Origin of the sequence: Clostridium sp. FP1 (genome assembly GCF_011065975.2) — a bacterium.
GTDB classification, from domain to species: domain Bacteria; phylum Bacillota; class Clostridia; order Clostridiales; family Clostridiaceae; genus Clostridium_AD; species Clostridium_AD tagluense.
In genome coordinates, this window is the sequence record NZ_JAAMNJ020000001.1 from 960365 (window position 1) to 986174 (window position 25810).

At 31.4% G+C, this 25810-nt stretch carries 28 protein-coding genes; 23 read left to right on the forward strand and 5 right to left on the reverse strand.

The features are described 5' to 3' along the window. Window positions 1-256: 256 nt before the first annotated feature. From G9F70_RS04780 to G9F70_RS04825, 10 genes are all read left to right on the forward strand, one after another. Window positions 257-1243 carry an ABC transporter permease gene (locus G9F70_RS04780; protein WP_411955992.1) on the forward strand — a complete coding sequence of 329 codons (987 nt, stop codon included), beginning with the start codon at window positions 257-259 and terminating at the stop codon, window positions 1241-1243. After that, the gene (locus G9F70_RS04785) at window positions 1234-2139 is read left to right on the forward strand and encodes an ABC transporter permease (protein ID WP_164944754.1); all 906 of its coding nucleotides are present in this window, start codon (window positions 1234-1236) and stop codon (window positions 2137-2139) included. The genes G9F70_RS04780 and G9F70_RS04785 overlap by 10 nt, the downstream gene beginning before the upstream one ends. Window positions 2140-2212: 73 nt before the next feature. Continuing rightward, entirely contained in the window at window positions 2213-3757 is a 1545-nt protein-coding gene (locus tag G9F70_RS04790; RefSeq protein ID WP_164944753.1) for an ABC transporter substrate-binding protein, read from the forward strand. Between the two features lie 74 nt (window positions 3758-3831). Further along, window positions 3832-4860, forward strand: coding sequence for an ABC transporter ATP-binding protein (locus tag G9F70_RS04795; RefSeq protein WP_164944752.1), 1029 nt, complete (start codon window positions 3832-3834; stop codon window positions 4858-4860). Further along, on the forward strand, window positions 4850-5746 hold the full coding sequence (locus G9F70_RS04800; RefSeq protein WP_164944751.1) for an ABC transporter ATP-binding protein: 897 nt from the start codon (window positions 4850-4852) through the stop codon (window positions 5744-5746). The genes G9F70_RS04795 and G9F70_RS04800 overlap by 11 nt, the downstream gene beginning before the upstream one ends. Window positions 5747-5978: 232 nt before the next feature. After that, window positions 5979-7652 carry an ABC transporter substrate-binding protein gene (locus tag G9F70_RS04805; RefSeq protein WP_164944750.1) on the forward strand — a complete coding sequence of 558 codons (1674 nt, stop codon included), beginning with the start codon at window positions 5979-5981 and terminating at the stop codon, window positions 7650-7652. 108 nt (window positions 7653-7760) lie between these two features. Continuing rightward, on the forward strand, window positions 7761-8729 hold the full coding sequence (locus tag G9F70_RS04810) for an ABC transporter permease (RefSeq protein ID WP_164944749.1): 969 nt from the start codon (window positions 7761-7763) through the stop codon (window positions 8727-8729). A gap of 68 nt (window positions 8730-8797) precedes the next feature. Continuing rightward, window positions 8798-9643, forward strand: a complete 846-nt coding sequence (gene opp4C / locus G9F70_RS04815) for an oligopeptide ABC transporter permease (protein ID WP_164944748.1) — start codon at window positions 8798-8800, stop codon at window positions 9641-9643. 8 nt (window positions 9644-9651) lie between these two features. Next, entirely contained in the window at window positions 9652-10641 is a 990-nt protein-coding gene (locus tag G9F70_RS04820; RefSeq protein ID WP_164944747.1) for an ABC transporter ATP-binding protein, read from the forward strand. Next, on the forward strand, window positions 10641-11645 hold the full coding sequence (locus G9F70_RS04825) for an ABC transporter ATP-binding protein (protein ID WP_164944859.1): 1005 nt from the start codon (window positions 10641-10643) through the stop codon (window positions 11643-11645). Before G9F70_RS04820 ends, G9F70_RS04825 begins: the two co-directional genes overlap by 1 nt. Before the next feature lie 208 nt (window positions 11646-11853). Here G9F70_RS04825 and G9F70_RS04830 read toward each other — a convergent pair whose 3' ends face one another. Both G9F70_RS04830 and G9F70_RS04835 read right to left on the reverse strand, forming a co-directional pair. Further along, complete coding sequence (locus G9F70_RS04830) at window positions 11854-12354, reverse strand: hypothetical protein (protein ID WP_164944746.1); 501 nt, start codon at window positions 12352-12354, stop codon at window positions 11854-11856. 42 nt (window positions 12355-12396) lie between these two features. After that, a complete protein-coding gene (locus G9F70_RS04835) occupies window positions 12397-12795 on the reverse strand; it encodes a hypothetical protein (protein WP_224617419.1) in 399 nt (132 codons plus the stop codon). Between the two features lie 263 nt (window positions 12796-13058). On the opposite strand from G9F70_RS04835, the gene G9F70_RS04840 reads away from it, so the two are divergent. The 7 genes from G9F70_RS04840 to G9F70_RS04870 all read left to right on the forward strand — a co-directional run bounded on the left by G9F70_RS04840 (window position 13059) and on the right by G9F70_RS04870 (window position 18804). Then, on the forward strand, window positions 13059-13436 hold the full coding sequence (locus G9F70_RS04840; protein ID WP_164944745.1) for a hypothetical protein: 378 nt from the start codon (window positions 13059-13061) through the stop codon (window positions 13434-13436). Then, window positions 13408-13791: a 4-fold beta flower protein gene (locus G9F70_RS04845; protein WP_164944744.1), complete on the forward strand. Its 384-nt coding sequence runs from the start codon at window positions 13408-13410 to the stop codon at window positions 13789-13791. The genes G9F70_RS04840 and G9F70_RS04845 overlap by 29 nt, the downstream gene beginning before the upstream one ends. A 184-nt stretch (window positions 13792-13975) precedes the next feature. Beyond that, the gene (locus G9F70_RS04850; protein ID WP_164944743.1) at window positions 13976-14314 is read left to right on the forward strand and encodes a hypothetical protein; all 339 of its coding nucleotides are present in this window, start codon (window positions 13976-13978) and stop codon (window positions 14312-14314) included. A gap of 456 nt (window positions 14315-14770) precedes the next feature. After that, entirely contained in the window at window positions 14771-15973 is a 1203-nt protein-coding gene (locus G9F70_RS04855; protein WP_164944742.1) for a NupC/NupG family nucleoside CNT transporter, read from the forward strand. Between the two features lie 203 nt (window positions 15974-16176). Further along, window positions 16177-16629: a hypothetical protein gene (locus G9F70_RS04860; protein ID WP_164944741.1), complete on the forward strand. Its 453-nt coding sequence runs from the start codon at window positions 16177-16179 to the stop codon at window positions 16627-16629. A 143-nt stretch (window positions 16630-16772) separates the two neighbouring features. Then, the gene (locus G9F70_RS04865; protein ID WP_164944740.1) at window positions 16773-18179 is read left to right on the forward strand and encodes a peptidoglycan binding domain-containing protein; all 1407 of its coding nucleotides are present in this window, start codon (window positions 16773-16775) and stop codon (window positions 18177-18179) included. A gap of 472 nt (window positions 18180-18651) precedes the next feature. Then, the gene (locus G9F70_RS04870; protein WP_164944736.1) at window positions 18652-18804 is read left to right on the forward strand and encodes a hypothetical protein; all 153 of its coding nucleotides are present in this window, start codon (window positions 18652-18654) and stop codon (window positions 18802-18804) included. A gap of 154 nt (window positions 18805-18958) precedes the next feature. On the opposite strand, the gene G9F70_RS04875 is transcribed toward G9F70_RS04870, so the two are convergent. After that, the gene (locus tag G9F70_RS04875; protein ID WP_164944739.1) at window positions 18959-20044 is read right to left on the reverse strand and encodes a hypothetical protein; all 1086 of its coding nucleotides are present in this window, start codon (window positions 20042-20044) and stop codon (window positions 18959-18961) included. 109 nt (window positions 20045-20153) lie between these two features. Continuing rightward, on the reverse strand, window positions 20154-21227 hold the full coding sequence (locus G9F70_RS04880) for a hypothetical protein (RefSeq protein ID WP_164944738.1): 1074 nt from the start codon (window positions 21225-21227) through the stop codon (window positions 20154-20156). A gap of 479 nt (window positions 21228-21706) precedes the next feature. Here G9F70_RS04880 and G9F70_RS04885 point away from each other — a divergent pair, with 479 nt between their 5' ends. From G9F70_RS04885 to G9F70_RS04910, 6 genes are all read left to right on the forward strand, one after another. Next, complete coding sequence (locus tag G9F70_RS04885) at window positions 21707-21847, forward strand: hypothetical protein (RefSeq protein WP_164944737.1); 141 nt, start codon at window positions 21707-21709, stop codon at window positions 21845-21847. An 18-nt stretch (window positions 21848-21865) separates the two neighbouring features. After that, window positions 21866-23089, forward strand: coding sequence for a transposase (locus G9F70_RS04890; RefSeq protein WP_224617359.1), 1224 nt, complete (start codon window positions 21866-21868; stop codon window positions 23087-23089). Next, a complete protein-coding gene (locus G9F70_RS04895; protein WP_224617360.1) occupies window positions 23058-23312 on the forward strand; it encodes a hypothetical protein in 255 nt (84 codons plus the stop codon). Before G9F70_RS04890 ends, G9F70_RS04895 begins: the two co-directional genes overlap by 32 nt. A gap of 150 nt (window positions 23313-23462) precedes the next feature. Next, entirely contained in the window at window positions 23463-24686 is a 1224-nt protein-coding gene (locus tag G9F70_RS04900; protein ID WP_224617359.1) for a transposase, read from the forward strand. After that, window positions 24655-24909, forward strand: coding sequence for a hypothetical protein (locus G9F70_RS04905; protein ID WP_224617360.1), 255 nt, complete (start codon window positions 24655-24657; stop codon window positions 24907-24909). Before G9F70_RS04900 ends, G9F70_RS04905 begins: the two co-directional genes overlap by 32 nt. 51 nt (window positions 24910-24960) lie before the next feature. Further along, window positions 24961-25284, forward strand: a complete 324-nt coding sequence (locus G9F70_RS04910; protein ID WP_224617420.1) for a hypothetical protein — start codon at window positions 24961-24963, stop codon at window positions 25282-25284. A 172-nt stretch (window positions 25285-25456) separates the two neighbouring features. Here the strand turns inward: G9F70_RS04910 and G9F70_RS04915 are convergent, their stop codons facing one another. Beyond that, a complete protein-coding gene (locus tag G9F70_RS04915; RefSeq protein ID WP_164948004.1) occupies window positions 25457-25774 on the reverse strand; it encodes a hypothetical protein in 318 nt (105 codons plus the stop codon). Window positions 25775-25810 lie beyond the last annotated feature (36 nt).

Here is a 25810-nt window from a genome sequence, read left to right on the forward strand (position 1 = left end):
TACGGAGACGCATGAAAATAAAAATGAGTTTATTTGACAAAAATAGAAATATAGTTTAGAATTCATATGTAAGAGCAACATCAATATTGTGTAAGAATTTAGGAATAAGACTAATTTTTTTTTTTTTTTTTCAAAAATAATTTAATAACTATTTAAGTTAAACCACGAAGGTTCTGCTTTTTTTTATTTTGAAAAAGCATCTGAATTTTCGTGGTTTTTATGTTTTTCATGTCCCTTAAGGAAAGGATAGGATCTAGTGAATGATGTAATTTACATGGGGAAAAAAGTAATGCAGTTTATTTTTGTTATATTTCTGTTGTCTATAATTGCCTTTTATATGGCAAGATTGTCACCTGGTGATCCTCTAATATCTTATTATGGGGAAGGTGCTGAAAGGATGAATACCACAGAAAAATTGGAGGCAATGGAAAAGCTGGGACTAAATGAACCTATATATAAACAATATATCAGCTGGTTTTCAAATGCATCTAATGGACAGTACGGTATATCTTACAAATATAAACAGAACGTTACCACAGTAATTGGAGATGTTTATAAAAATACAATTATACTGGGTGGGCTTGGATATATATTCACATTTTTGTTTGCTCTGCTTTTAGGGATTTTTTGCACATTACATGAAGATAAGCCCATTGATAAAATTATCTGTAAAGTAGGGGTTATAACTACTTGTATTCCAGCATTTTGGTTATCGCTAATACTAATATTGATTTTTGGTATTAATTTAAGGATATTACCTTCAAGTGGTGCCTATGCCATGGGTAAGTCAGGTAGCATTGTAAGTAGAATAGAGCATCTTGTCTTGCCTTTAATAGTGCTCATACTTAGCCACCTGTGGTATTATACCTACATGATTCGAAATAAATTAGTAGAAGAAATCAGACAAGATTACGTGTTATTATGTAAAATTAAGGGTTTAAGTAAAAAGAAAATTGTATATAAACATTGTTTGAAAAATATTATGCCATCCTATATTAATGTTATGGCAATATCCGTTCCTCATATTTTAGGAGAAACTTATGTGGTAGAAAAAGTTTTTTCTTATCCTGGACTTGGCTCATTGTCTTTTGAGAGTGCGAAATATCACGATTATAATATGTTGATGTTGCTTTGCCTTATAACGGGGATACTAGTGGTTTTCGTAAATATGATATCACAAGTAATTAACGATAAAATAGATCCTAGAATGAAACATGATGAGGGGGAGCAAGATTGGAAGTAGAAGGTAGCGACTTTGAAATAGTTGGAGAAAATTATATTTCAGAGGCGATAAAAGTAGCTGAAAAAAAAAGCTTTAAAGAAACCCTGAAAGAAAAACCTTATATCTCAATAGGAGTCTTGCTCATAATAATCCTTGGATGTATCTTTTCCGGGGAAATATTAAAATTAAATCCGGGTTATATGGACTTAAGTAATATTAATGTGGCTCCCAGCAGCACCTTTTATTTCGGTACAGATTCCTTGGGCAGAGACATTTTCACTATGATTTGGTATGGTGGTAAAATCTCTTTATTTATCGGGGTATTTGCTACAATAATATCAACTACAATGGCAGTTGTATATGGAAGCATCAGTGGTGTTGCGTCAGAACTGATAGATGATATGATGATGCGATTTACTGAAATACTACTCAGTATACCATCTATTTTAATCGTCATTTTCATTCAAGCAATGATAGGTAAGGCAAATCCAGTATCCATAGCCATTGTAATTGGTGTTACTAGTTGGATGAATATTTCTAAGATTGTACGAAGTGAGGTAAGGAAAACTAGAAATAGTGGATATATTTTAGCAGCAAAATGTGCAGGGGGTAAATTTTTTTATATTTTAAAGAGACATCTGATACCAAATTTTATTTCGGCAATAATGTTTATGGTGGTAACCAATGTTGGAAGCGCCATTGCAATAGAATCAACTTTGAGCTTTTTAGGAATCGGTCTTCCGCTTGAAATTATATCATGGGGTAGTATGCTCTCACTTTCAGAGAAAGCATTATTATCAAATTATTGGTGGATTATCTTGATTCCAGGTATATTTTTGGTGGTTACATTGGTTTGCATCACAAATATAGGGGATTATGTAAGGAAGAAAAACAATAAAGAATTTAGCAACTTATAAAGATATAAAGTGTCAATAATATTTGCAATATACAATGCAAATATTAAATAACAAACATACGAGGGGGATAATGATGAAATTAAAAAAAATGATTATTTTAGGATTTACACTGGTAATGAGTATGGTTTTATTGGTTGGCTGTGGTGGTGATAAAACAGCATCTAATGAAAAGGTTTTAGTTTATGGAAGTGGGGATTATTCAAGTATTAATCCAGCATTATATGAACATGGAGAAATTAATTCTCTGATTTTCAGCGGACTTACTGCACATGACAAAAACAATAAGGTTATTCCCGGACTTGCAAAAAGCTGGACCATTGATAAAGCTACAAATACATATACTTTTATGTTAAGAAATGATGTTAAATGGCATGATGGTAAAATTTTTACGGCGGAAGATGTGAAGTTTACGCTGGAAACCATTATGAATCCTAAAAATTCTTCGGAAATAGCATCTAACTATGAAGATATTACAAAGATTGAAGTAGTGGACAAGACTACCTTAAAAATAACTCTAAAAGCTCCCAATGTAGCTATGCTGGATTATTTGACAATTGGTATCTTACCTAAGCACCTACTAGAAGGAAAAGATATTGCAACAGATAAATTCAATCAATCACCAACGGGAACGGGTCCATTTAAAATGGAGAGCTGGGATAAAGGACAAAGTATTACACTTGTAAAAAATAAAGATTTCTACAAAAAAGAACCACAAATTGATAAAGTGATTTTTAAAATTGTGCAGGATACCAAAGCAAGGGCCCTGCAATTAAAATCCGGAGAATTAGATTTAGCACAGATTACACCCCAGGATGCAGCGCAATTTGAAAATAATAAGGACATTACTGTCTATGATATGAAAACATCCGATTACAGAGGAATTTTGTATAATTTTAATAGTCCTCTATTTAAAGAAAATAGAGAATTACCTAATGCTTTAAGTTATGCTATTGATCGAAAAGCTGTTTTGGACAGCGTTTTATTAGGTCATGGAAAAGTAGCATATTCACCAATTCAGGTTGGAGAATATAATGATCCTAACATGGAGAAATTTGACTATAACCCGGAAAAAGCAAAAAAAGAGTTGGAAAAAGCGGGTTGGAAGCTTGGCCCGGACGGTATATATATAAAGAATGGTAAAAAATTGTCATTTACTATCAACTGCCAAGAAGGAGACCAAGTCAGAGTAGATATGGCGAATATCTGTTCTCAACAGTTTAAGGCGATTGGCGTAAATATGAAGGTGGCCGTACTGTCAAAAATCGATTGGGAAAATCAAGACGCACATCTGATTGGATGGGGGAGTCCTTTTGACCCGGATGATCACACTTATAAAGTGTTTGTAACTGGTAAAGGTAATAACTACAGTAGCTATTCAAATACTAAAGTTGATGAGTTGTTACGCAAAGCAAGAGAAACTGATGTGAAGGCTGAAAGATTAAAATATTATAAGGAATTCCAAATTGAATTAACCAAGGATATGCCATATACATTTATAGCATATATAGATGCATTATATGGTGCAAAGCCTAATATAAAAGGAATCACCACAGAAACAGTTTTGGGACATCATGGTGTGGGCATATTCTGGAATATTTCAGATTGGACAATTGATTAGAAAATTTAGAAAATAAAGTGAAACCACAATGGTGCCTATGGCTCCTTTGTGGTTTCTAAAGAATAGGAGCGAATATGAAGGATTTGTTAGAAGTAAATAATTTAGTTGTAAGCTTTTTAACTAAAGCAGGTGAGGTGCAAGCGGTTAGAGATGTTTCCTTTTCTCTGAAAAAAGGAGAAGTTTTAGCCATACTTGGAGAATCAGGCTGCGGAAAATCAGTATTATGTAAAAGCATTTTACGAGTACTTCCAGAGAATGCCTGTATAAAAAGTGGAGAAGTTATTCTTAATGGAGAGAACTTAATAAATTTATCAGGTAAATCTATGGATAAGGTTAGAGGCAGGGAGATATCTATGATCCTTCAAGATCCTATGACTTCTTTAAATCCTACTATGTCTATTGGCAAACAGATTATGGAAGCGGTCTTGATTCATCAAAAGATTAGCAAAAGTGAAGCAAAAAAGAAAAGTATAGAGCTTATGGAGCTTGCTAAGATTGACCATGCAGAAAAAAGATTCCATCAGTATCCCCATCAGCTCTCTGGAGGAATGATACAGAGAAGTGTTATTGCAATTGCACTGGCCTGCAAACCCAAAGTATTAATTGCTGACGAACCAACCACTGCTTTAGACGTAACTACTCAAGCACAAATAATAGAGCTTATTCAAGAATTACAAATAAAAACTGGGATATCAATCATATTTATCACACATGATTTAGGAGTTGTTGCCAAATTAGCCCAAAGAATTGCAATCATGTATGCTGGAAAAATCGTTGAAATAGGTACTAGCAAAGATATTTTTTATGATCCACGGCATCCTTATACCTTAGGATTAATGTGTTCTTTACCTAATATGGATTCTGACGCAGAAAATTTAAATTGTATACCAGGAATGCCCCCGAGTTTATTGAATCCGCCAAAAGGTGATGCCTTTGCACAGAGGAATAAATATGCATTGAAGATAGATTATCTAGCTGAGCCACCTATGTTTAAAATCAGCGATACCCATAGTGCTGCAACTTGGCTTTTACACAAAGATGCTCCAAAAATAAAGCCACCCATTAGATTTAAAGAATTTAGGGTGATGCAAAATGAAGACTGAAAAAATATTAGAAGTGAAAAATCTAAAACAATATTTTAAATTAGATAGGAATACTGTAAGTAAAGCAGTTGATAATATATCTTTCGATATTTACAAAGGAGAAATATTGGGACTAGTGGGTGAATCAGGTTCAGGTAAATCAACAACAGGTAGAAGCATTATTAATATCTATAAGCCAACAGGGGGAGAAATCTATTATAGGGGAAAACTTATATCAGATCGTAAAATTTATAGAGCTGAAAAAAAATTTATAAATAGAAATATGCAAATCATATTTCAAGATTCAACTTCAGCTCTAAATTCAAGAATGACAATAAAAGAAATTATTGAGGAGCCTCTTATAATTCAAAAATTGTATAAGAAGAAAGAAGAGCGCAGGGAGAAAGTTTATAAGCTTATGAATTTAGTGGGACTAGATAAGATTTATCAGGATTACTATCCCTTTGAATGTTCAGGTGGACAGAGGCAACGTGTAGGAATTGCACGGGCGCTTAGCGTAGGTCCAGAATTCATCATTGCGGATGAACCCATTGCATCTTTAGATGTTTCGATTCAAGCTCAGATTATCAATTTATTCAAAAAACTTCAAAGAGAGAATGGTCTCACATGTTTATTTATTTCACATGACCTAGCAATGGTGAAATATGTATGTAACCGAGTAGGTGTTATGTATCATGGGAAAATTGTTGAACTGGCTGAAACTAAGGAATTATATCGCAATCCCATTCATCCTTATACCAAAGCATTGTTTTCAGCAATACTTGCTCCGGGTCTAGAGTGCGCGCAAAAGAGAACTCGTATTAAGTATAACCCCATTAATGATGATCTTTTGGAAGAATCAAGTCAGTTGGTAGAAGTATCAGAAGGCCATTTTGTGCTGCAATAATTTAACAAGTCACAGTTACCTTAGTACTATTTATTAGCTATAAATGGATATTAGTTTGATTGTGGCTTGTGTTTGTTATATGCATGTATTGAAAAAAACTATAAGGGACATAAATTGTATTGAAAAACAAAATGCTGAAAAACTTTACAATATATTACCAAAGCTGTATAATAAAACGCGGAATGGGCCAAAATAATTCCAAAAATTACATTTAATTTAAGGGGGATTTTACATGAGAAGAAAACTATGTAAGATTTTAGCTGCTGTAACGGTGATTTCTCTAGTATTTACTGGTTGTGGTAACAAGAATCAAGCAAATGTAAAGGAAAGTGAAAAACAGGAGATTAAAAAAGGAGGGGTTGTTAAGGAAGCTATTACATCAGCTCCAGAAGGTATATTTATGCCAGCCTTTTTTACTTTTAATGATGATGCAAAGGTTAATTTGATGATTTATGAAGGGTTGCTAGGTTTAGATGAGAAAATGGAATTAAAACCAAGACTTGCTGAATCTTATAAGGTTTCAGATGATAAAAAAACTGTAACTTTTAAAATAAGAAAAGGGGTAAAATGGCATGATGGTAAGCCTTTTACTGCTGATGATGTAAAGTTTACTTTTGATTTCGTTTCTAATCCTAAATATAATGGACCTTATACAATGTTTGTTAATAACATAAAAGGTTATGATGAGTTTAAGGCAGGTAAATCTAAGGACCTTGAAGGTGTTAAGAAGATAGATGATAATACTGTATCAATAACTACTAAAAATATATACGGCTCATCTTTAATGAACTTTGGTTATATGATGACAATAATTCCAAAACATGTTTGGGATAAAAGTAATGTAGAAGCTGTACAAAAGGATACTAATTTAATAAGAAATCCAATAGGAACAGGTTCATTTAAATTAGGAAAATTCACTCCAGACCAAGGGGTTGAACTTGTTGCTAATAATGATTATTGGGGTGGAAAGCCTAATATAGATAAATATATACTAAAATTAGTTAGTTCAGATACTGCTGATGCACAGCTTGCTAATAAAGAAGTTGATATAATGGGCGTAGGAGACATTACAAAAGAAGAACAAGAAGCTTATAAAAACAAAGGCTTTAAAGTAGAAGAAATAGTAAATAATGCATATCAATATATGGGACTAAATTTAAGAAAACCTCAATTTAGTAATAAAAAAGTAAGACAGGCATTTACTTATGCTATGAACCGTGAGTCAATTGTAAAAGATGTTTTAAATGGTCATGGAGAAATTGCAAATAATCCATTCCCATCAAACTTCTGGGCTCATCCAGAGGGATTAAATGAATATAAATATAATCCTAAAAAAGCTATGGAGCTTTTAAAAGAAAGTGGATGGCAATACAAGGAAGCAGAAAAGAAAATGTATTATAACGGAAAACCATTTAAGTTTACTTTAAGATATAAATCAGGTGATGACGCAAAGACTAAGTATGCATTAATAGTGCAACAAAATTTCAAGGATATTGGTATAGAAATAGAGCTTAAACCTATGGAATTTGCAGCTATGACTACTGATGTTAAAAGTGCAAACTTTGATGCATTTTTAATGGGAAACGGTAATTTCTATGATGGAGATTTATCACCAAGTTATCTTTCAACTTTAACTCCTCCAAATGGATATAATTATACAGGATTTAATAATAAAAAAGTTGATGAGCTTTTATTAAAAGCGTCTAAGCTTATGACAAAGGATGAGAGAAAACCTATACTTAATCAGGCAGCTTTAGAATTAAACAATGAATTACCAGTTATATATGTTTATCATTGGAGCAGCTTAATGGTTGTAGATACTAAGATTAAGAACTTTAAGAACGCTCAACCGGCATATTATATATATGCTAAAGATTGGTATGTAGATAATAAAAAAATAAAATAGTATTTGTTAAAAAAATAGATTATGTTGCCTTGTTAAGAGAAATTTTTCTGTTAAAAAGGCAACTATTTTATGCAACAGTCCAAATTAAGAATTTAGAGGTTATAGAATATGAGTAAATATTTTTTGAAAAGGATTTTAACAATGATTCCAGTGTTTATTGGGTTATCTATAATTATATTTACCCTTATAAATATTGCTCCAGGAGATCCTTATACTAATATAGTTGAAGGACAAATTAGTATTTCAGCTTCAGATAAGGAAGCAGCACTAAAGGCTATGGGTCAGTATGACCCAATATATGTGAAATATACAAAGTGGATGGGTAAAGTATTAAGAGGAGATATGGGTACTTCTATAAGATATAATGAACCAGTTAAAGATATAATAAAAAGGAGAATAGCAAATACGTTTTTATTAGCTATTATTACTTTAATTTTGAGTACATTAATAGCAGTACCTTTAGGTATAGCATCAGCAGTAAATCAAGATTCAGTTAAAGACAGGATGCTTACAATATTAGCCTTTATAGGCATATCTGTACCAGGATTTTTTATAGCTCTTGTTATAATAAAAGTTTTTGCTATGGATTTAGGATGGTTTCCTATATGTGGAATATCAAATATTGGTGATGATTTATCTGGTTTTGATAAATTTATTGATATAGTTAAACATATGATTCTACCAGTTATATCAATGACTGTTATAGAGGTGGCATCTCTTATGAGATACACTAGGTCATCTATGCTAGATGTTTTAAGTCAAAGCTATATTAGAACTGCTAGAGCCAAGGGATTAAAAGAAAGGATAGTTGTATATAAGCATGCTTTTAGGAATGCACTAATACCAATAGTTACTTTATTAAGTATATCACTTGGATATATATTTTCTGGAACTATATTAATTGAAACTATATTTGTTTGGCCTGGTATGGGAACCTTATTTTATCAGTCCATATCTAATAGGGATTATCCTTTAGTAATGGGATGTGCAATGATGCTTTCAACTTGTATATTAATAGCAAATTTATTTTCAGATGTTGTTTATTGCATTGTAGATCCAAGGATAAGACTTAAGTAGTTTACTGCTATTTATAAAAGCGGAAAGTTTTCATTCTGAAACGTCGTTAAGGAAAATGGTGAAATTTTATGAAGATAAATAATAAAAGGTTTAATTTGTTATTAAAGAATAAGAGGGTAGTATTTGCAGTGATTTTTTTAACAGTAGTTGTTTTAATTTCTGTATTTGCTCCGTTATTAATTACTATAGATAGGGATCAGATAAATACAGCTATATCAAACACACCGCCAAGTTTAGAACACTTACTTGGAACAGATGATTTAGGCAGAGATATTTTTGTGAGATTAATTTATGGGGGAAGAATTTCACTAGCAGTTGGAATGGGGGCAACATTTATATCTGTAACAATAGGCGTTATCTTGGGGGCTACTGCTGGCTACTTTGGAGGCGCCATAGATATGGTGATAATGGTTCTTTTAGATATTTTTATGTGTCTTCCTTTTTTCATAATAGCTATAATACTTGCATCTTTAATAGGCCCTAGTATATGGAATTCTGTTATAATAATAGGTTTCTTGGGGTGGACAACTATTGCTAGAATTGTCAGGGGTGAAGTTCTTGCATTAAAGGAGAGGCAGTTTATAGAGGCTGCAAGGTGTATTGGTATGGACTCTATAGATATAATATTTAAACATATTATTCCTAATATTATTTCGTCTATAATTGTATACGCTACTTTAGGAATTGCAGGAGCTATATTGGCAGAAGCGGGTCTTAGTTATTTAGGAATGGGGGTAAAACAACCTATTCCAAGTTGGGGAAATATGCTTTCTACCGCTAGAAACATGAGATCTCTTATGCTGTATTGGTGGGAATGGGCACCACCAGGTGTAATGGTATTTTTGACTATACTTTCTATCAATTTCATGGGCGATGGATTAAGGAATGTTATCAAGCCTAATGCAAAGGAGTAGTGAACTATATGGAAGACAATATATTAGAGGTAAGAGATTTAAGTACTAGTTTTAAAGTGAGCGGAGGGAGATTTAAAGCTGTAGATGGTGTTAGCTTTAAGCTAAAAAGAGGAAAGGTATTAGGTATAGTTGGTGAGTCAGGATGCGGAAAGAGTGTAACAGCTATGTCTATAATGAGACTTATTGAAAAACAAAATGGATTAATAGAGAATGGTGAAGTTTTATTTGAAGGAATAAATTTGCTGGATTTAAAAGAGTTAGATATGAATAGGGTTAGGGGCAATGAGATTTCAATGATATTTCAAGAACCTATGATATCCTTAAATCCAGTGATTAAAATAGGAAATCAAATTGGTGAGATACTAAAAGTACATAGAAACATAACAGGTGCTCAGAATAAAAAGAGAGTTATAGAGATGTTAAAACTTGTTGGAATAAAAAGAGAAGAGGAGATTATAAATGAGTATCCTCATCAGCTTAGTGGTGGAATGTGTCAAAGAGTTATGATAGCTATGGCTTTATGCTGTACACCAAAACTTTTAATAGCAGATGAACCTACAACAGCACTGGATGTAACAGTGCAAGCTCAAGCACTTGATTTAATTAATGATATTAAAGATAAGTTCAATATGTCTGTGATTGTTATAACTCATGATTTAGGTGTTATATGTGAAGTTAGTGATGAAGTTATGGTAATGTATGCAGGAAACGTAGTTGAAAAGGCTCCTGTAGAAGAAATATTTGATAATCCTATTCACCCATATACCATAGGGTTAATGAATTCTAGACCAGAGAATTTTAAAAGAGGGGAACCACTTAAGTGTATTAAAGGTAAGGTCCCTAAACTTTCGGAGCTATCAGAGGGATGTAAATTTGTTAATAGGTGTGATTATGCTATGGATATATGCAAAAGGTGTAAGCCTCGATTAAAAACCATAAAAAGTGGACATGATGTTAGTTGCTTTAAATATGATTTAGAAGGGGAAGGCAAACTTTGATGGAAAATATAGACTTTAGAAAAAATACATTGTTAGAAGTTAAAAACTTAAAGTGCTATTTTAATGATAGTAATAGGATATTCAAGAAAAATAATAGAGTGATTAAGGCTGTGGATGGGCTATCTTTCAAGATTAATAAAGGTGAAGTATATGGACTTGTGGGAGAATCAGGGTGTGGAAAATCTACAACAGGTAGAGCTATATTAAATTTGATACCTAAAGTAGGAGGGGCTTTAAGTTTTGATGGAAACCTAATTTATGATGTAGAAAATAAATATAGTATAAGTGGGAAAAAAATGCAAAAAACAAGAAAAGATATGCAAATGATATTTCAAGACCCTTATTCATCATTAGATTCTTATATGAATATAGGAAGTATAATTAAACAAGGTATGCTAAAGCATGGACTTCTAGATGGAAAAGAAGTTAGGGTTGAAATTAAGAAGATATTAGAGCTATGTGGTTTAAGTGGTGAATGCATTGATAAGTATCCACATGAGTTTAGTGGAGGGGAAAGACAGAGGATTGTAATAGCAAGAGCATTAGCTCTTAAGCCTAAGTTTTTAGTCTGTGATGAACCTACCTCCGCATTAGATGTATCTATACAAGCACAAATTCTTATGCTTATGGATAGCTTGAAAAAGGAGATGAAATTAACCTATCTTTTTATATCTCATAACTTAAGTTTAGTTAGGTATTTTTGTGACAGGGTGGCAGTTATGTATCTTGGTAATATTGTAGAGGAATCTTATGCAGAGGAGTTATTTTTGAATCCTAAACATCCATATACTAAGTGTTTAATTTCATCAATACCTAAAACTCATCCAAGAGAGAAAAAGTTTAGAATAATAATGAAGGATGAAATACCAAATGGAGATAACCTTATAAAAGGATGTAAATTTAACACAAGGTGTCCATATGCTAGTGAAATTTGTAAATATAAAGTACCAACATTGAAGGAAGTTACAAAAGGTCACTTTGTTGCATGTCATGAAATAGTTTAGAATTGACGGTGGCCTGAGCACCTTGAGAAAAAAAGAAAATATAAGGAAGCTAATAAAATATATAAAGAGATTGTATGATAAAAAAGAATTTGCAGAGCAAACAAATGCGCGAAATACTCAAGTATTTCGCGCAAAATATAGAAATTAATAAAAGCTTAATTGATTTAAATAAGGATAGCTAATCATGAAAAAAAATAAGTAAATTTTTTCAGGACATCGAACACATAACAATAATTTCATAGGGAGTGGTTTGGGCTGGGATACTTTTTGTAGTAGCGCCATAGACAACAATTAGGTTTCGGTTTGCAGGGTTTCGGGTAGTGGCTTGCCCGTTTTCCAATACTATCTGAGTATAGGGGGCAATGTTTAATTTTAAATAATTATCGCTACTCACCAATTGACTGTTAAAATAGTCTACTTTCACATTTTGATATGGTGTATTTATTGCCATCACAATTGCTTGAAATTGTGGAGGAAAAATCATAGGGACAGGTGCATTTGCATCATAAAATCCAGTTATAGTATCTCCTAATCTAACCATTACATGGTCTACGAAATAAGTCACCGGTGTCACCACGAAATTTACTACAGTTCCAAATTCGTCCTCTACAGACATTAATTTATAACATCCTGCACCTTCTCCACTTTCATTTATCCAAAAATCATTAATCATGGTAATGAAACCACTAAAAGATTTAAACTCTATCATTTTCCACCTCCATTCCTATTTAAACTCCTAATCTATAGTATTTTAAAAGCATTGGAAACTACGAATATCCCTTAGATCCATTCCAAAATATCTCCAAGTATTTCTATTAAAGCGAAAGCCTGCTACAGATCTAGGGCCCACGAATACAAGCCATGCCCAAAATCCGTTGCCTCTTCTTGGCCATATATATACAAATCTATATATGCAAGGTCTAATTGCACCTGAGTCTATAGCTAGAGGAGTAGCGCCAAATTGTTGTGATTTAGGTTCAGTTGGTGTAAAGTTTGGAGGTCCAGAAGGTGGTCCACCTTGAGGTGATTGAGGTCCTTGTAGGAATGGACCTATTTGTCTGTATTGATACGACAGTGGAAGATATTCAGTATCTGGTTCATACATATATCTTTGATTATAAGATCTAATAGAATCTTCATCAATATACATTAAATTAACTCCTAAAAGTATTTACAATTACAGTATATGATGCACTATAGTTTTTTGTTATTTAAATTTAGTACTTATTTATTAATAATATGGTTAATATTGCAGCGACCCAGAAGATGATTTAATTCAATAAAAGTTAAAAATTCGTATCCAATATATTAAAGAACATAGGCACCTTATACATAATATGCATATTATATATAAGGTGCCTTGGGAAAAATAACTAGGAATATACCTAAATACATAATTGTATGAGGTGTTTTATGGATTTATTAATATTTGAAAAACGTAGATTGCTTAGGTATAACTTATTATTTCAATTATATAGGGACTTCTTTACTTATGGATATGAAGTGTGCAGTAATATTGATTATGAGATTCCTAATGACTGTAGAATTGAAATAATTGCAGCTCTTTATTTCATATACTATAGAAGATGGATTTTTTTTAACATAGAAAGAGACAAAACAGTTTCTGCTTATGTTTTAGGTCGAGGTATGGAGGAAGTGGAAAATTATCTTATTGAAACTGGTAAATTTGCAGTTTCGAATATATTTGAAGATTTGCTAATACCTGTTATAAACAAAGAAGAAAAGAGGGGAGGTACATTTAATGCCGATTATAATGGAGCCTTTATATGATAAAAGGGCTAACTTTGTTGGGTGGTTATTAGAGTATAGTAATGTATTTGATAAACATTTAAAATGGGTAGCATATGTATATAACAATTATGTTTGGGCAACAAAATCTAGAATATGGATTGGTGGGCTCAGGGGTACTAACCTTTTAGATAGAGATGGTAGGATTGTAGCTTGGAGTACTAGCGGACCTGTAGTGGGCGGTATAGGGTTCACAAAGGCGCCACTTGATATTGGACCTCAAATTATTCCAGTTGAACCAATTATTCCTGGACTTCCATTGAATCCTGGGTATGCGCCTGAGCCAGCAGGTGAATGGTCTAAACTAACTTTCACTCAGTGGATTAATCAAAGGTAGGTGTTTAATGACATTTCAGAAGGAAAGTCGCCTACTTCTATAAGTGGGAGTTACACGCTGTAACAAAGAGAAAGCTTCAGTGGGAGGATAACAATTGAGAATTGTTATCCTCCAGAGGTCTACAAGGGGGTAAATCTCCTTATGAAGTCATTAATATGCAGCTCCGCAGGAGATGATTTAATTTATGCTACAGATAGAAAGAGATTTAATTAGAATTCAAATTTTATTTGAGTTATATGAATATTTATTTTGTATTTGCAATTACAAAGATATTACAAGGCAAGAATATAAAATAGTAGGTGCAAACAAGTGTGAGATAATTGCAGCTCTCTATTATTTAAGTGACAGGGGGTTTATTACTATAAGGAGTACAAATAAAGATGATGTTCTTATTATATTTATTAGAGCCAGAGGTATTGATGAAATTGAACTTAAGATAAAAAAAGCTACCACAGTTGCTCTAACTTGTAGCGTAAGTAAGCTACTTACTCCAAATTTTGATGATGTACCTAATGACAGCTAAAAACAAGCGTAGGCTGATCATAGAGCAACAGCTATTGGAATTATATTTACAGAAGTTGTAGAAAATTTCATTACAAGCTAATTCTAATAGAAAATTAACACAGTTGTATTAGTAAATAAAGAAATATATATAATAACATAAGCTTATTTCATAGAGTAATCTATGGGTAGGCTTTTTTTAAATTTTCAAAAAACAATACAATAAAATAAAATGTAATATTTTTTTTAGAAACTTAGTTTTTAATATTAAATTCGACAGATTATTCAAAAAAAACACTGATATCGATAAACCTAAGGTATAATAATATTATAAGATTATAAAAATAGGTGTATAAAATAATCTAATAAGACATTTAAAAAAATGGACTAGCGTATTGACTTGTTATTTTTTTTTGGAGAATTCTAAAGGGAAAAGAATAAGTATCTAAAGATACGCATTAAAAAGAGGAGGAAATTTATGATAATAACAAGAAATTTATTAGGAATTATAATTTTACTGGGTATTTTATATTTAGTATCAAATAATAAGGGCCTTATTAATAAGAAACTAATTATTAAGGCATTTGTTATACAATTTGTAGTGGCATTCTTATTAGTTAAAGTTCCATTGGGAAGAATAGTTATACAAAATGTATCAGATGGGGTTAGTAATGTCTTAAACTATGGTAGCCAGGGTTTGAAATTTGTATTTGGATCATTAGCAGATGCTGCGGCACCAACGGGAATGGTATTTGGTATACAAGTATTAGGTAACATAATATTCGTATCAGCATTGGTTGGAGCTTTATTTTATCTAGGAGTTATAGGCTTTGTTGTTAAAATAATAGGTGGAGCAATACAAAAAGTTATTGGGACAAGCAAAGTAGAAAGTTTTGTTGCAGTAGCAAACATGTTTTTAGGGCAAACAGATTCACCATTACTTGTAAGCAAGTATTTACCTAAAATGACTGAAAGTGAAATAATGCTAGTGCTTATATCAGGTATGGGGAGTATGTCTGTTAGTGTAATAATGGGATATGTTGGTCTTGGAATACCTATGGAATATCTTTTAATTGGTAGTACATTAGTGCCACTTGGAAGTATAATTATTTCTAAAATATTAGTTCCAGAGGTAGGAGGAGTTAATGAAATAGATAATTTGAAAATAGATAACAAAGGTAATAATGAAAACTTAATATCAGCTATTTCAGAAGGAGCATCTGCAGGACTTAATATGGCTCTTGGAATTGGTGCAGTGCTTATAGCAATAGTAGCACTAGTTGCAATGGTTAATGGGTTTCTTGGAATCTTTGGAGCATCACTGGAAGGGATACTTGGATATGCATTTGCACCAATAGGTTATTTAATGGGTGTACCGAGTGGACAAATATTACTTGCAGGGCAATTGCTTGGAAGTAAGATGGCGTTAAATGAGTTTGTAGCATTTGGACAACTTGGTAAAGTAATGAGTACATTAGATTATAGAACAGGTCTTATGCTTGCAGTGTCATTAACAGGTTTTGCAAATATATCAAGTATGGGAATCTGTGTATCAGGAATATCAGTATTCTGTCCAGATAAGAGAGGCCAACTATCAAAACTTGCTTTTAGAGGAATGATAGGTGGCTTCTGTGTAAGTATATTAAGTGCATTAATCGTAGGTTTAATTATTGCAATTTAGAATATCATAAAAATTAAATAGCTTTGTTAATTACACTTTTTTATCTTTAATCAGTTAACAATTTGAATTTTTTAACAAGTCACAGTTACCTTCTATTGATAATAGTTGAAACGAATATATTTTAGAAACGTATTATATATATAAGTAGCTTTTAAATTTTAGTTTTATTAATCTAATAATTTATTAGAAAGGTGAGGATTAAAATGAAAGAAGAAGAATTGTTATATAATGTAATTTTCCCGCAAGATGAGGATCCTAATTATATTAATTATGGTTATTTTATAGGGAGGAACAAAAAAAGCATATATAAATTGAAAGCTACTATTAATGAAGGTCCACTAAACCCAATATTAATTTGCGATGGCAATAATGAAAGTGCTTTTTTTGCTAAAGTTTTTCAAAATGAAGTAGATAGATTTTTGAAAATTGTCAATGATTTTAATTTCAAACAAATTAATATTAATAAGCATTATATGAATGAAGTAAAGCAGATGTTTGGTGAAGAGGTAATAGAACACCAAAAAAAAGTGTACAAGGCACATAGATATCAATATCCACACAAATTCACAAATGGAATTAAAAATTGGGAGATACCATATATAAAAGCATTAGATCCAATAAAGGAACATAAGGCAACCTTAAAAAGAGCAATATAATATTTTGCAATTGATTATCCCTTTACAAACAAAATTTATAATAAGTGTTTTAAGTAGGTAGGTTCGAACATAAAATGAAATGTAGATTAAAAAGGACGCGTACTTATTATAAATTTTGTTTTGATTTAAAGGGGTGTGATATTATGGAAAATGAAGTAGAAAAGCAAATAATAAGATTAATTAAACAGCACAAGAAAATTGTTATAGGTATTATAATTTCTATTTTTACTTTACTTGTTATATATTTTGGAATGGCAATATATTTCATGAATCATTTTTATTTTGGTTCTACAATAAATTGCATTAATGTTTCAGGTAAAAATGTGGAGGTAGTAAATAAGCAAATGGCATCTAAGCTTCAGACTTATGCGTTAAATCTAAAAGAACGAGGCGGTAAAAATGAACAAATTAGAGCCAATGAAATTGGTTTAAAATATAATTCGGATGGGCAATTTAAAGAATTAAAAGATAGACAGAATCCTTATAAATGGATTTTAGCATTTTTTAATACAGATGCATCTAAAATGATAGAAGGAATTAAATATGATAAGCAACTATTAAAAAAACGAGTGGACACTCTCTCTTGTTTTTTTAATAGTAATTTAATTGAGCCTAAAAATCCTAGCTTTAAGTATATAGATAAGAGCTATGTGATTGTAGGTGAGGTCCATGGAAATAAGGTTAATAAAGACATTTTATATGATCATATATTAGATGCAATACTTAAGGAACAAACTACAATAGATTTGGAGTTTGTTAATTGCTACGTTAAACCACAATATACTTCAAATTCCCCCAAAATTATGGACACAAAAAACATGCTTAATAAATATGTATTTTCAAAAATTACCTATACTTTTGGAAACCATAAAGAAATTTTAGATGCTTCTACAATAAATAAGTGGCTTACAGTCGATGAGAACCTTGAGGTCATATTTGATGAAAAAGAAGTCAAAAATTATATAGAGTCACTTTCTAAAAATTACAATACAGTTGGTAAGAATAGAGATTTTGTTTCATCATCAGGAAAGACAATAAATATTGGAGGGGGCGATTACGGCTGGTCAATTAATAGAGTAAAAGAGGCGCAAGCTTTAATTACAGCCATAAAAGAAGGGCAAACCATAGCAAAAGAGCCGGCATATATTCAAACTGCCCTTTCCTATGGTGTAAATGATATTGGGAATACCTATGTAGAAATAGACCTGACAAAACAGCATCTATGGTTTTATAAAAACGGTGATCTAATAGCAGAGGGAGATGTTGTTACAGGTAATGCAAGCTATAATCATATAACGCCAAGGGGCATTTATAAGTTAAAATATAAACAAAGTGATGCAGTCCTTAGAGGTCCAGGGTACGTTTCTCCTGTTAACTTTTGGATGCCCTTTAATGGAGGCATAGGAATTCATGATGCAAGCTGGCGAAGTGTGTTTGGAGGAAAGATATACAAGACAGATGGTTCCCATGGGTGTATAAATTCACCATACTATTTAGCAAAAGCAATATTTGATAATATTGAGGCAGGTATTCCAGTTGTTTGTTATTAGCAAATATGGTTCACAAAACATATTATTTTGTGGATTATTAGTAGAGAGCAGTTTTTTTCTTGCTAATTTTTATACAATAAAAAAGAACTGATTATATTAACCAGTTCCTTTAAGTGGTAATGTTAAATATATTTAATTAAAGGGGGACTTTAATTAAAAAATTAATTACTTTCTATGTACTTATAATAACAATTATATATGTCAGTATAGTGACAAAATTAATAATTAATTGTAAATTAAAAATGATTTTAAAAAAATACATTTCATAAGATAAACTGGAAGTTTATCTTTGCTGATAATGTTTTAGATATATGTATTTTGAGTAAAATATATATTATCACCCAAAGGACTGTTTTTGGGGTATAATAGATTAATAAAATAACAAACCATACCTTGCAAATATTCATTTGGAAGGTATCAGTTATTTTTTTAATGTAAAGATGTAAAAAATAAAAAAAAGAAGGTAAAAAATATGAAAAATGATATGAATAAAAGCATGGAACTAATGAAAAAAATTATTGAAGAAAAAAAATTAAAGTCTTCACAGCAAAAAAATACTAAGAGAGCAAAGATTTACGGATCACAAAGCCCAGCATCAGGTGGTCAAGGCTTATATGGCAAATAATCTATATGTATAGAATAAAAATTATCATAATTAACAAGGGAAATTACTGCAAAAGCCTGACATTATAAAATTCCATAAAAAAAGTATCAAGATTGGTAATATTCTTGATACTTTTTTGATTTTATTATAAAGTTTCTTTAACTATATTACATTATTACTTGATTAATCCTTCCGCTACGTTAACTATAAAGTCTTGGATATTTGTAACTAATGTCTTAACTTCTAATGTTCCTCTATCAGATAATTTGTTAACAGAGAACTCTTGTATATCTATAGAATATATATATACGGGTCTAACAGTCCCATCTTTTACAGTGTACGATGGAGTCATATTTCCGGCAGCTATGGTATGAAGTACTGATGATAAACATATAAGCATAGTTGCCTTTCTAGTATGTTTTCTCATAGCATTTTGCGATTCATACACATTATCATAAACACCTGGCAATGCATATCGATCTCTTATACTACCAGCAAGTACTACAGGAACATCATTTTCTACGCAAGCTTTTATTATACCATCTTTAACTTCACCTGAATTTATAAGCTCTGCAAGGGACCCTGCGCGTCTAGCCTCATTTATAGTTGCAATATAGTTATAATGAGCATTTTCACGAGACTCAAAAATTTCCTGACCTGAAACTGTTTTGAACATTCCGTTTTCTAAATCATAAGTAGCAAGATTATTTCCAGATAAAACAGCTTGAGCATACCCATTTTCCACGAGGGATGCAAAGGCAGCTCTTGATTTGTCATCTAATGCGATTGAGGGTCCTAAAACCCAAACTATTTTCCCATCATGTTCTTTTTCATATTGCATAATTTCATATAATTCATCGTAATCTTTTGAGAAGGCTGTTTCTCTTGATCTCCCACTTCTGAATGCAAATGTATCAACATCTCCATCATCAGTAACAAACCCTTTAGTATACATATATATACCTTCACTTCCATCTTCAGTTCTTCCTACGACAACTTTATCGTGGGCTTTTAAATTTCTAAATTCCACAACTTTTATGTCATCATCTGCAGTAACAACTGCAACACTATCCATACGGCTTTCACTCGCTATTACCCATTTCCCTTTAATCTTAAAATATTCAGGATATATTGATAATGCATGATAACATTTATGAGTAACTCCGTCTTTAAGTACTTCTTCGATTGTGCAGTCTGGAGCATTAACAAGGAAATCTTGCGAGAAATCCGGCGGTGTAAACTTTGGTAATTCAAAACTCATTTAAAATCTCCTCCTACTAATATAATAATGTATGTTAGTGCGTTTAGAAGTAAATAGGGTAAATTATCTTTTTCGAAGCTATTAAATCATCTTCTTCAAAGCTGTTATATTAACTCAAGTTTTTTTGAAGATTAACCACAAAATCTTGAACGTTAGTAACTATTGTTTTAACACCTACGTATTCTCTAGCAACTGATACTTGGTTAACTGCATATTCGGCAATATCTACGGAATAAAAATATACTGGTCTTACTTTTCCGTCTACAACTCTATAAGATGAAGCTAAGTTTGCAGTTGCCACTGAGTGAAGAACTGTAGCAAGACAAATTACTACTGTTGCTTTATCTGTTTGTGCTTTCATAGCATCCAGGGCACAGGATACATTATGATAAACAGATGGAAGTGGCCCATCATCCCTTATAGATCCAGCAAGAACTATAGGTATATTCTTTTCTATGCAGGTTTTCACAAATCCATCTTTTATATTGCCTTCACTCAGTAATGCTTCTATTGAACCTGCGCGTCTAGCCTCATTTATTAGATCTAGGTGGTTATAATGACCCATTGGAACAGATTCTTGAGTATATATATTTTGACCCAATGCTGTTCCCAGGAGCCCTCCTTCTAGATCATGGGTTGCCATAGCATTTCCAGCCATAAGAGCGTTTACATACCCATTTTCAGCAAGTGCGGATAGTGCAGCTCTAGTATCATAATCAAAAACCACAGCTGGTCCTAGAACCCAAACTATATATCCATTATTTTCTTTTTCATATTCTAGTAATTCATATAATTCACTATAATCTCTTGAAAATGAAGATTCAACAGATCTCCCTAGTCCTACATTGGGTAAGTTATCAAATCCACCAGTATATTGGTATATACCTTCACTTCCGTCTTTAGATTTTCCTAAAACAACTTTATCGCCAACTTTAAGGTTTCTAAATTCCACAATTTCTATAGTGTTGTTATCGCGAACTACAGCAGTACATTCTATAGATGTTTGGCTTGGAAGCACCCACTGTCCCTTAACTTTAAAATATTCAGGCAATATAGAAGTTATTAAAAAACCTTTGGGAGCAACTCCATCTTTTTTAACTTCACTTATTCTAGCATCTGGTGCATTAACAAAAAAACTCTGTGAGAAATCTGCTGATGCGAACGTTGGTAATTGAAAACTCATTTGAGAGTTCCTCCTTTAGTCTAATGTATTTAAAATAATGTTTAAATTATTTTATAAAATATAACTCATTATAACTAATAATCATATAAAAATAAAGTATAACTAAGATTTTAAATTGTTATTATGCATTATTCTATATATTTAGTGTTGTTTTTGTCAAAAATGGTACAATTTTGTTATAAGACTAAGAGAACTAGAATTTATAATAAAGCCATAAAGAGATTTAGTAGATGTAGAAATTAATGATGAAAATCAAAGAAAGTACTTATGGCTTCTCAAAAGAAAGCAGCTTTAGATGTAATCTATAATCGCTGAGCTAGAATTAATTCAAAGATAATAATTCAATAAAGATGTGAATAAAAGCAATCTTGATATTTATTTAATTTTATGTTAAATATTTGAAATTTTTATTGATATTCTATATAATAGAATAAGAACACAATAGAAAAACATTATAAACTTATAGGAAGTGAGTATGTATGAATGAAAAAAGACCTATATTAATAACATATGTTGGAGATTTAAATTTTTTAAGTGCTTTTTTATTATATAGGAAACAGCTTGCGGAAGCCGCTGTGGATAACATTCTAGCTAAAAGATATATAGAAAAAATCAGATAAATATGAGATGATTAAATCATGAGAAAAAATAAGATTACCATAAAACAAATATTTGAAGATAATTATTCAAAGTTTTGGAAATTGAATAAAGAAAAGTATCCTGAAAAGATGAGAGAACATATGAATATCGAAGTAATGAAAATGATAGGATGTGGAGATATTTCATTAGGTTTTGTTGCGTACATATGTTTAAAATGTCTGGAAGTATTTAAAATAGGATTTACATGTAAAAGTAGGTTTTGTAGTAAATGTGGTAAAAAATACATAAGCGAATGGGTAGAGAAACAAGTAAGTAAAATCTTGGATGTTCCACATAGGCATTGTGTTTTTACGATACCGACTGAGTACAGAAAATATTTTTTTTGGAATAGAGAGAGTCTGAAAGACCTGCAAGACATGGTATATGAGGTTATAAATGAGTTTGCAAATGGTGTAAACTATAAAAATAGAGAAGAATATAAAAAGAAGAAAAGAAGCAAAAAAGGTGGAGTGCTTTGGCAAAGTGGAATGATTGGCGTAGTGCATACTTTTGGAAGGAATATAGGGTTTAACCCACATGTGCATGCATTGGTTCCAGAAATAAAAACAAGGGATAATGAAGTTAAGGATATGGAATTCTTTGACTATAAATATTTTAGAAAAGTTTGGCAGTACAAATTAATAAATTATATGGTTAGTAAAAACCCAGATAAAAAAGCAGAGTACTTAAAAATGTTCAAAGATTATCCTAACGGATTTTACATAAATGCCAAATCAAGAATGAAAAGTGCAAGAGGTGCAGCAAGATATATCGGTAGATATTTAGCAAGACCTGCGATAGCAGAATATAGAATACTTAGCTATGATGGGAAAAATGTAACGTTTTGGTATAAGAGTCATGAAACTAATGAGAGAGTAGAAGAAACAGTTACGGCACAAGTGTTTATAGGCAGGTTACTAATGCATATATCGCCTAAATATTTTAAAATGGTTAGATTATATGGAGTATATGCTGGAAGTATAAGTATAAAGATTAGAAAATGTTTTGGTTTATTGCAATACATAAAAAGTGGGCTTAAAGCAATTCAGTACACATTAAAAATAAATTGGAAAAAGGAAATAAGAAAAATGAAGTATAGAGAATTAATGATTATTAATTTTTCTAAAGATCCAGGGAAATGTTCAAAATGCGGTCAGCTAATGGAGTTATTCCAAATTTGGCACAGAAAGTATGGGTATATTTATGATATGGGAACGTATTAAAAGGATTTTTAAAATTAAAATGGATGAAAGGGAGATACCATTTCAAACAGAGGGGCCCGATAAGATGATACTTTTTAAATGTAAGAAATGTGGGTATGAAGAAGAGGTACCAGAATTTGTTGCGTTTGAATGTTATACACCTGAGGAATTTGACAAGAAGAGTGGTAGTCCTATTGTTCTATGCCCAGAATGTGATGCAAATATGATAATTAAAGGACGATGAAATTATCATATTTGCTTGGCATAAGGGTTTTTACTCGACCGTAGGGAGATTTTGTTCTTATATAGGAAACAGCTTGCGGAAGCCGCTGTGGATAACATTCTAGCTAAAAGATATATAGAAAAAATCAGATAAATATGAGATGATTAAATCATGAGAAAAAATAAGATTACCATAAAACAAATATTTGAAGATAATTATTCAAAGTTTTGGAAATTGAATAAAGAAAAGTATCCTGAAAAGATGAGAGAACATATGAATATCGAAGTAATGAAAATGATAGGATGTGGAGATATTTCATTAGGTTTTGTTGCGTACATATGTTTAAAATGTCTGGAAGTATTTAAAATAGGATTTACATGTAAAAGTAGGTTTTGTAGTAAATGTGGTAAAAAATACATAAGCGAATGGGTAGAGAAACAAGTAAGTAAAATCTTGGATGTTCCACATAGGCATTGTGTTTTTACGATACCGACTGAGTACAGAAAATATTTTTTTTGGAATAGAGAGAGTCTGAAAGACCTGCAAGACATGGTATATGAGGTTATAAATGAGTTTGCAAATGGTGTAAACTATAAAAATAGAGAAGAATATAAAAAGAAGAAAAGAAGCAAAAAAGGTGGAGTGCTTTGGCAAAGTGGAATGATTGGCGTAGTGCATACTTTTGGAAGGAATATAGGGTTTAACCCACATGTGCATGCATTGGTTCCAGAAATAAAAACAAGGGATAATGAAGTTAAGGATATGGAATTCTTTGACTATAAATATTTTAGAAAAGTTTGGCAGTACAAATTAATAAATTATATGGTTAGTAAAAACCCAGATAAAAAAGCAGAGTACTTAAAAATGTTCAAAGATTATCCTAACGGATTTTACATAAATGCCAAATCAAGAATGAAAAGTGCAAGAGGTGCAGCAAGATATATCGGTAGATATTTAGCAAGACCTGCGATAGCAGAATATAGAATACTTAGCTATGATGGGAAAAATGTAACGTTTTGGTATAAGAGTCATGAAACTAATGAGAGAGTAGAAGAAACAGTTACGGCACAAGTGTTTATAGGCAGGTTACTAATGCATATATCGCCTAAATATTTTAAAATGGTTAGATTATATGGAGTATATGCTGGAAGTATAAGTATAAAGATTAGAAAATGTTTTGGTTTATTGCAATACATAAAAAGTGGGCTTAAAGCAATTCAGTACACATTAAAAATAAATTGGAAAAAGGAAATAAGAAAAATGAAGTATAGAGAATTAATGATTATTAATTTTTCTAAAGATCCAGGGAAATGTTCAAAATGCGGTCAGCTAATGGAGTTATTCCAAATTTGGCACAGAAAGTATGGGTATATTTATGATATGGGAACGTATTAAAAGGATTTTTAAAATTAAAATGGATGAAAGGGAGATACCATTTCAAACAGAGGGGCCCGATAAGATGATACTTTTTAAATGTAAGAAATGTGGGTATGAAGAAGAGGTACCAGAATTTGTTGCGTTTGAATGTTATACACCTGAGGAATTTGACAAGAAGAGTGGTAGTCCTATTGTTCTATGCCCAGAATGTGATGCAAATATGATAATTAAAGGACGATGAAATTATCATATTTGCTTGGCATAAGGGTTTTTACTCGACCGTAGGGAGATTTTGTTCTTGATAATATCATTGTTTCCAAAATTTACTGAACGATTTGGAATCTATTCTATACCGACACCTACTTTTTTAGATGGTATAATTAAAGTATTAATGGTTATAATTCTCTTAATAATATCTTATGGATTTTTGAGGCTCAAAAGATGGGGTTTTTGGTTAATGATAACTTACGATGTATTTTTTTTAATATTACCTATTATTCTTTTGTTAAAACACAATGGAGAATCAATTTATGCTCAAGGACTTATATCATCAGCTTTAGGACTAATAATCACTTTACCAACAAAACAATACTTTGACCAAAAGATTGAGTCTTAATAAATAAAAATTCAATTGTGCCAAATGTTAGGTGTAAAGGAAACTTTCTTAACTGCTCAGGAATATATAGATTATAAGAAAAACTATAAGGATAAACTTTAAGATAACTTGAAAAAAGCCAGTATGATTGTACTGGTTTTTTATTTTAATGTGATTAAGTTACGTAATTTATCTATAAAATATCATAAACTTCTTCTTGCTCATATTTCATAATTATATCAAAAACCATAGTTGCCACATCATCTGGCATAGCATTATTTAAAAATAATAATCCAATATCGTTATATCTAGTACCAATAACATCTTTTACAATTACTTTCCCACTATATCCTTGCAAAATATCTGTAATATGTTTTCCAGGTTTATCAGGAAATTCTTTTTGGTTCCATGATGTAAATCCAATCAATGATTTTGCCATTTCTGGATTAATTCCTTTCTTTATCAAGATTTCATGCCAGGTTAAGCAGATTGAATCAGCTTTTATTATCATAGGGAACACTCCTCACAAATTTAAATTTATTATATA

Coding starts and splice junctions, on each gene's coding strand:
- G9F70_RS04790 (WP_164944753.1), top strand. CDS start 2,213: ATGAAATTAAAAAAAATGATTATTTTAGGATTTACACTGGTAATGAGT.
- G9F70_RS04795 (WP_164944752.1), top strand. CDS start 3,832: ATGAAGGATTTGTTAGAAGTAAATAATTTAGTTGTAAGCTTTTTAACT.
- G9F70_RS04800 (WP_164944751.1), top strand. CDS start 4,850: ATGAAGACTGAAAAAATATTAGAAGTGAAAAATCTAAAACAATATTTT.
- G9F70_RS04805 (WP_164944750.1), top strand. CDS start 5,979: ATGAGAAGAAAACTATGTAAGATTTTAGCTGCTGTAACGGTGATTTCT.
- G9F70_RS04810 (WP_164944749.1), top strand. CDS start 7,761: ATGAGTAAATATTTTTTGAAAAGGATTTTAACAATGATTCCAGTGTTT.
- opp4C (WP_164944748.1), top strand. CDS start 8,798: ATGAAGATAAATAATAAAAGGTTTAATTTGTTATTAAAGAATAAGAGG.
- G9F70_RS04820 (WP_164944747.1), top strand. CDS start 9,652: ATGGAAGACAATATATTAGAGGTAAGAGATTTAAGTACTAGTTTTAAA.
- G9F70_RS04825 (WP_164944859.1), top strand. CDS start 10,641: ATGGAAAATATAGACTTTAGAAAAAATACATTGTTAGAAGTTAAAAAC.
- G9F70_RS04830 (WP_164944746.1), bottom strand. CDS start 12,354: ATGATAGAGTTTAAATCTTTTAGTGGTTTCATTACCATGATTAATGAT.
- G9F70_RS04835 (WP_224617419.1), bottom strand. CDS start 12,795: ATGTATATTGATGAAGATTCTATTAGATCTTATAATCAAAGATATATG.
- G9F70_RS04840 (WP_164944745.1), top strand. CDS start 13,059: ATGGATTTATTAATATTTGAAAAACGTAGATTGCTTAGGTATAACTTA.
- G9F70_RS04845 (WP_164944744.1), top strand. CDS start 13,408: ATGCCGATTATAATGGAGCCTTTATATGATAAAAGGGCTAACTTTGTT.
- G9F70_RS04850 (WP_164944743.1), top strand. CDS start 13,976: ATGCTACAGATAGAAAGAGATTTAATTAGAATTCAAATTTTATTTGAG.
- G9F70_RS04855 (WP_164944742.1), top strand. CDS start 14,771: ATGATAATAACAAGAAATTTATTAGGAATTATAATTTTACTGGGTATT.
- G9F70_RS04860 (WP_164944741.1), top strand. CDS start 16,177: ATGAAAGAAGAAGAATTGTTATATAATGTAATTTTCCCGCAAGATGAG.
- G9F70_RS04865 (WP_164944740.1), top strand. CDS start 16,773: ATGGAAAATGAAGTAGAAAAGCAAATAATAAGATTAATTAAACAGCAC.
- G9F70_RS04870 (WP_164944736.1), top strand. CDS start 18,652: ATGAAAAATGATATGAATAAAAGCATGGAACTAATGAAAAAAATTATT.
- G9F70_RS04875 (WP_164944739.1), bottom strand. CDS start 20,044: ATGAGTTTTGAATTACCAAAGTTTACACCGCCGGATTTCTCGCAAGAT.
- G9F70_RS04880 (WP_164944738.1), bottom strand. CDS start 21,227: ATGAGTTTTCAATTACCAACGTTCGCATCAGCAGATTTCTCACAGAGT.
- G9F70_RS04885 (WP_164944737.1), top strand. CDS start 21,707: ATGAATGAAAAAAGACCTATATTAATAACATATGTTGGAGATTTAAAT.
- G9F70_RS04890 (WP_224617359.1), top strand. CDS start 21,866: ATGAGAAAAAATAAGATTACCATAAAACAAATATTTGAAGATAATTAT.
- G9F70_RS04895 (WP_224617360.1), top strand. CDS start 23,058: ATGGGTATATTTATGATATGGGAACGTATTAAAAGGATTTTTAAAATT.
- G9F70_RS04900 (WP_224617359.1), top strand. CDS start 23,463: ATGAGAAAAAATAAGATTACCATAAAACAAATATTTGAAGATAATTAT.
- G9F70_RS04905 (WP_224617360.1), top strand. CDS start 24,655: ATGGGTATATTTATGATATGGGAACGTATTAAAAGGATTTTTAAAATT.
- G9F70_RS04915 (WP_164948004.1), bottom strand. CDS start 25,774: ATGATAATAAAAGCTGATTCAATCTGCTTAACCTGGCATGAAATCTTG.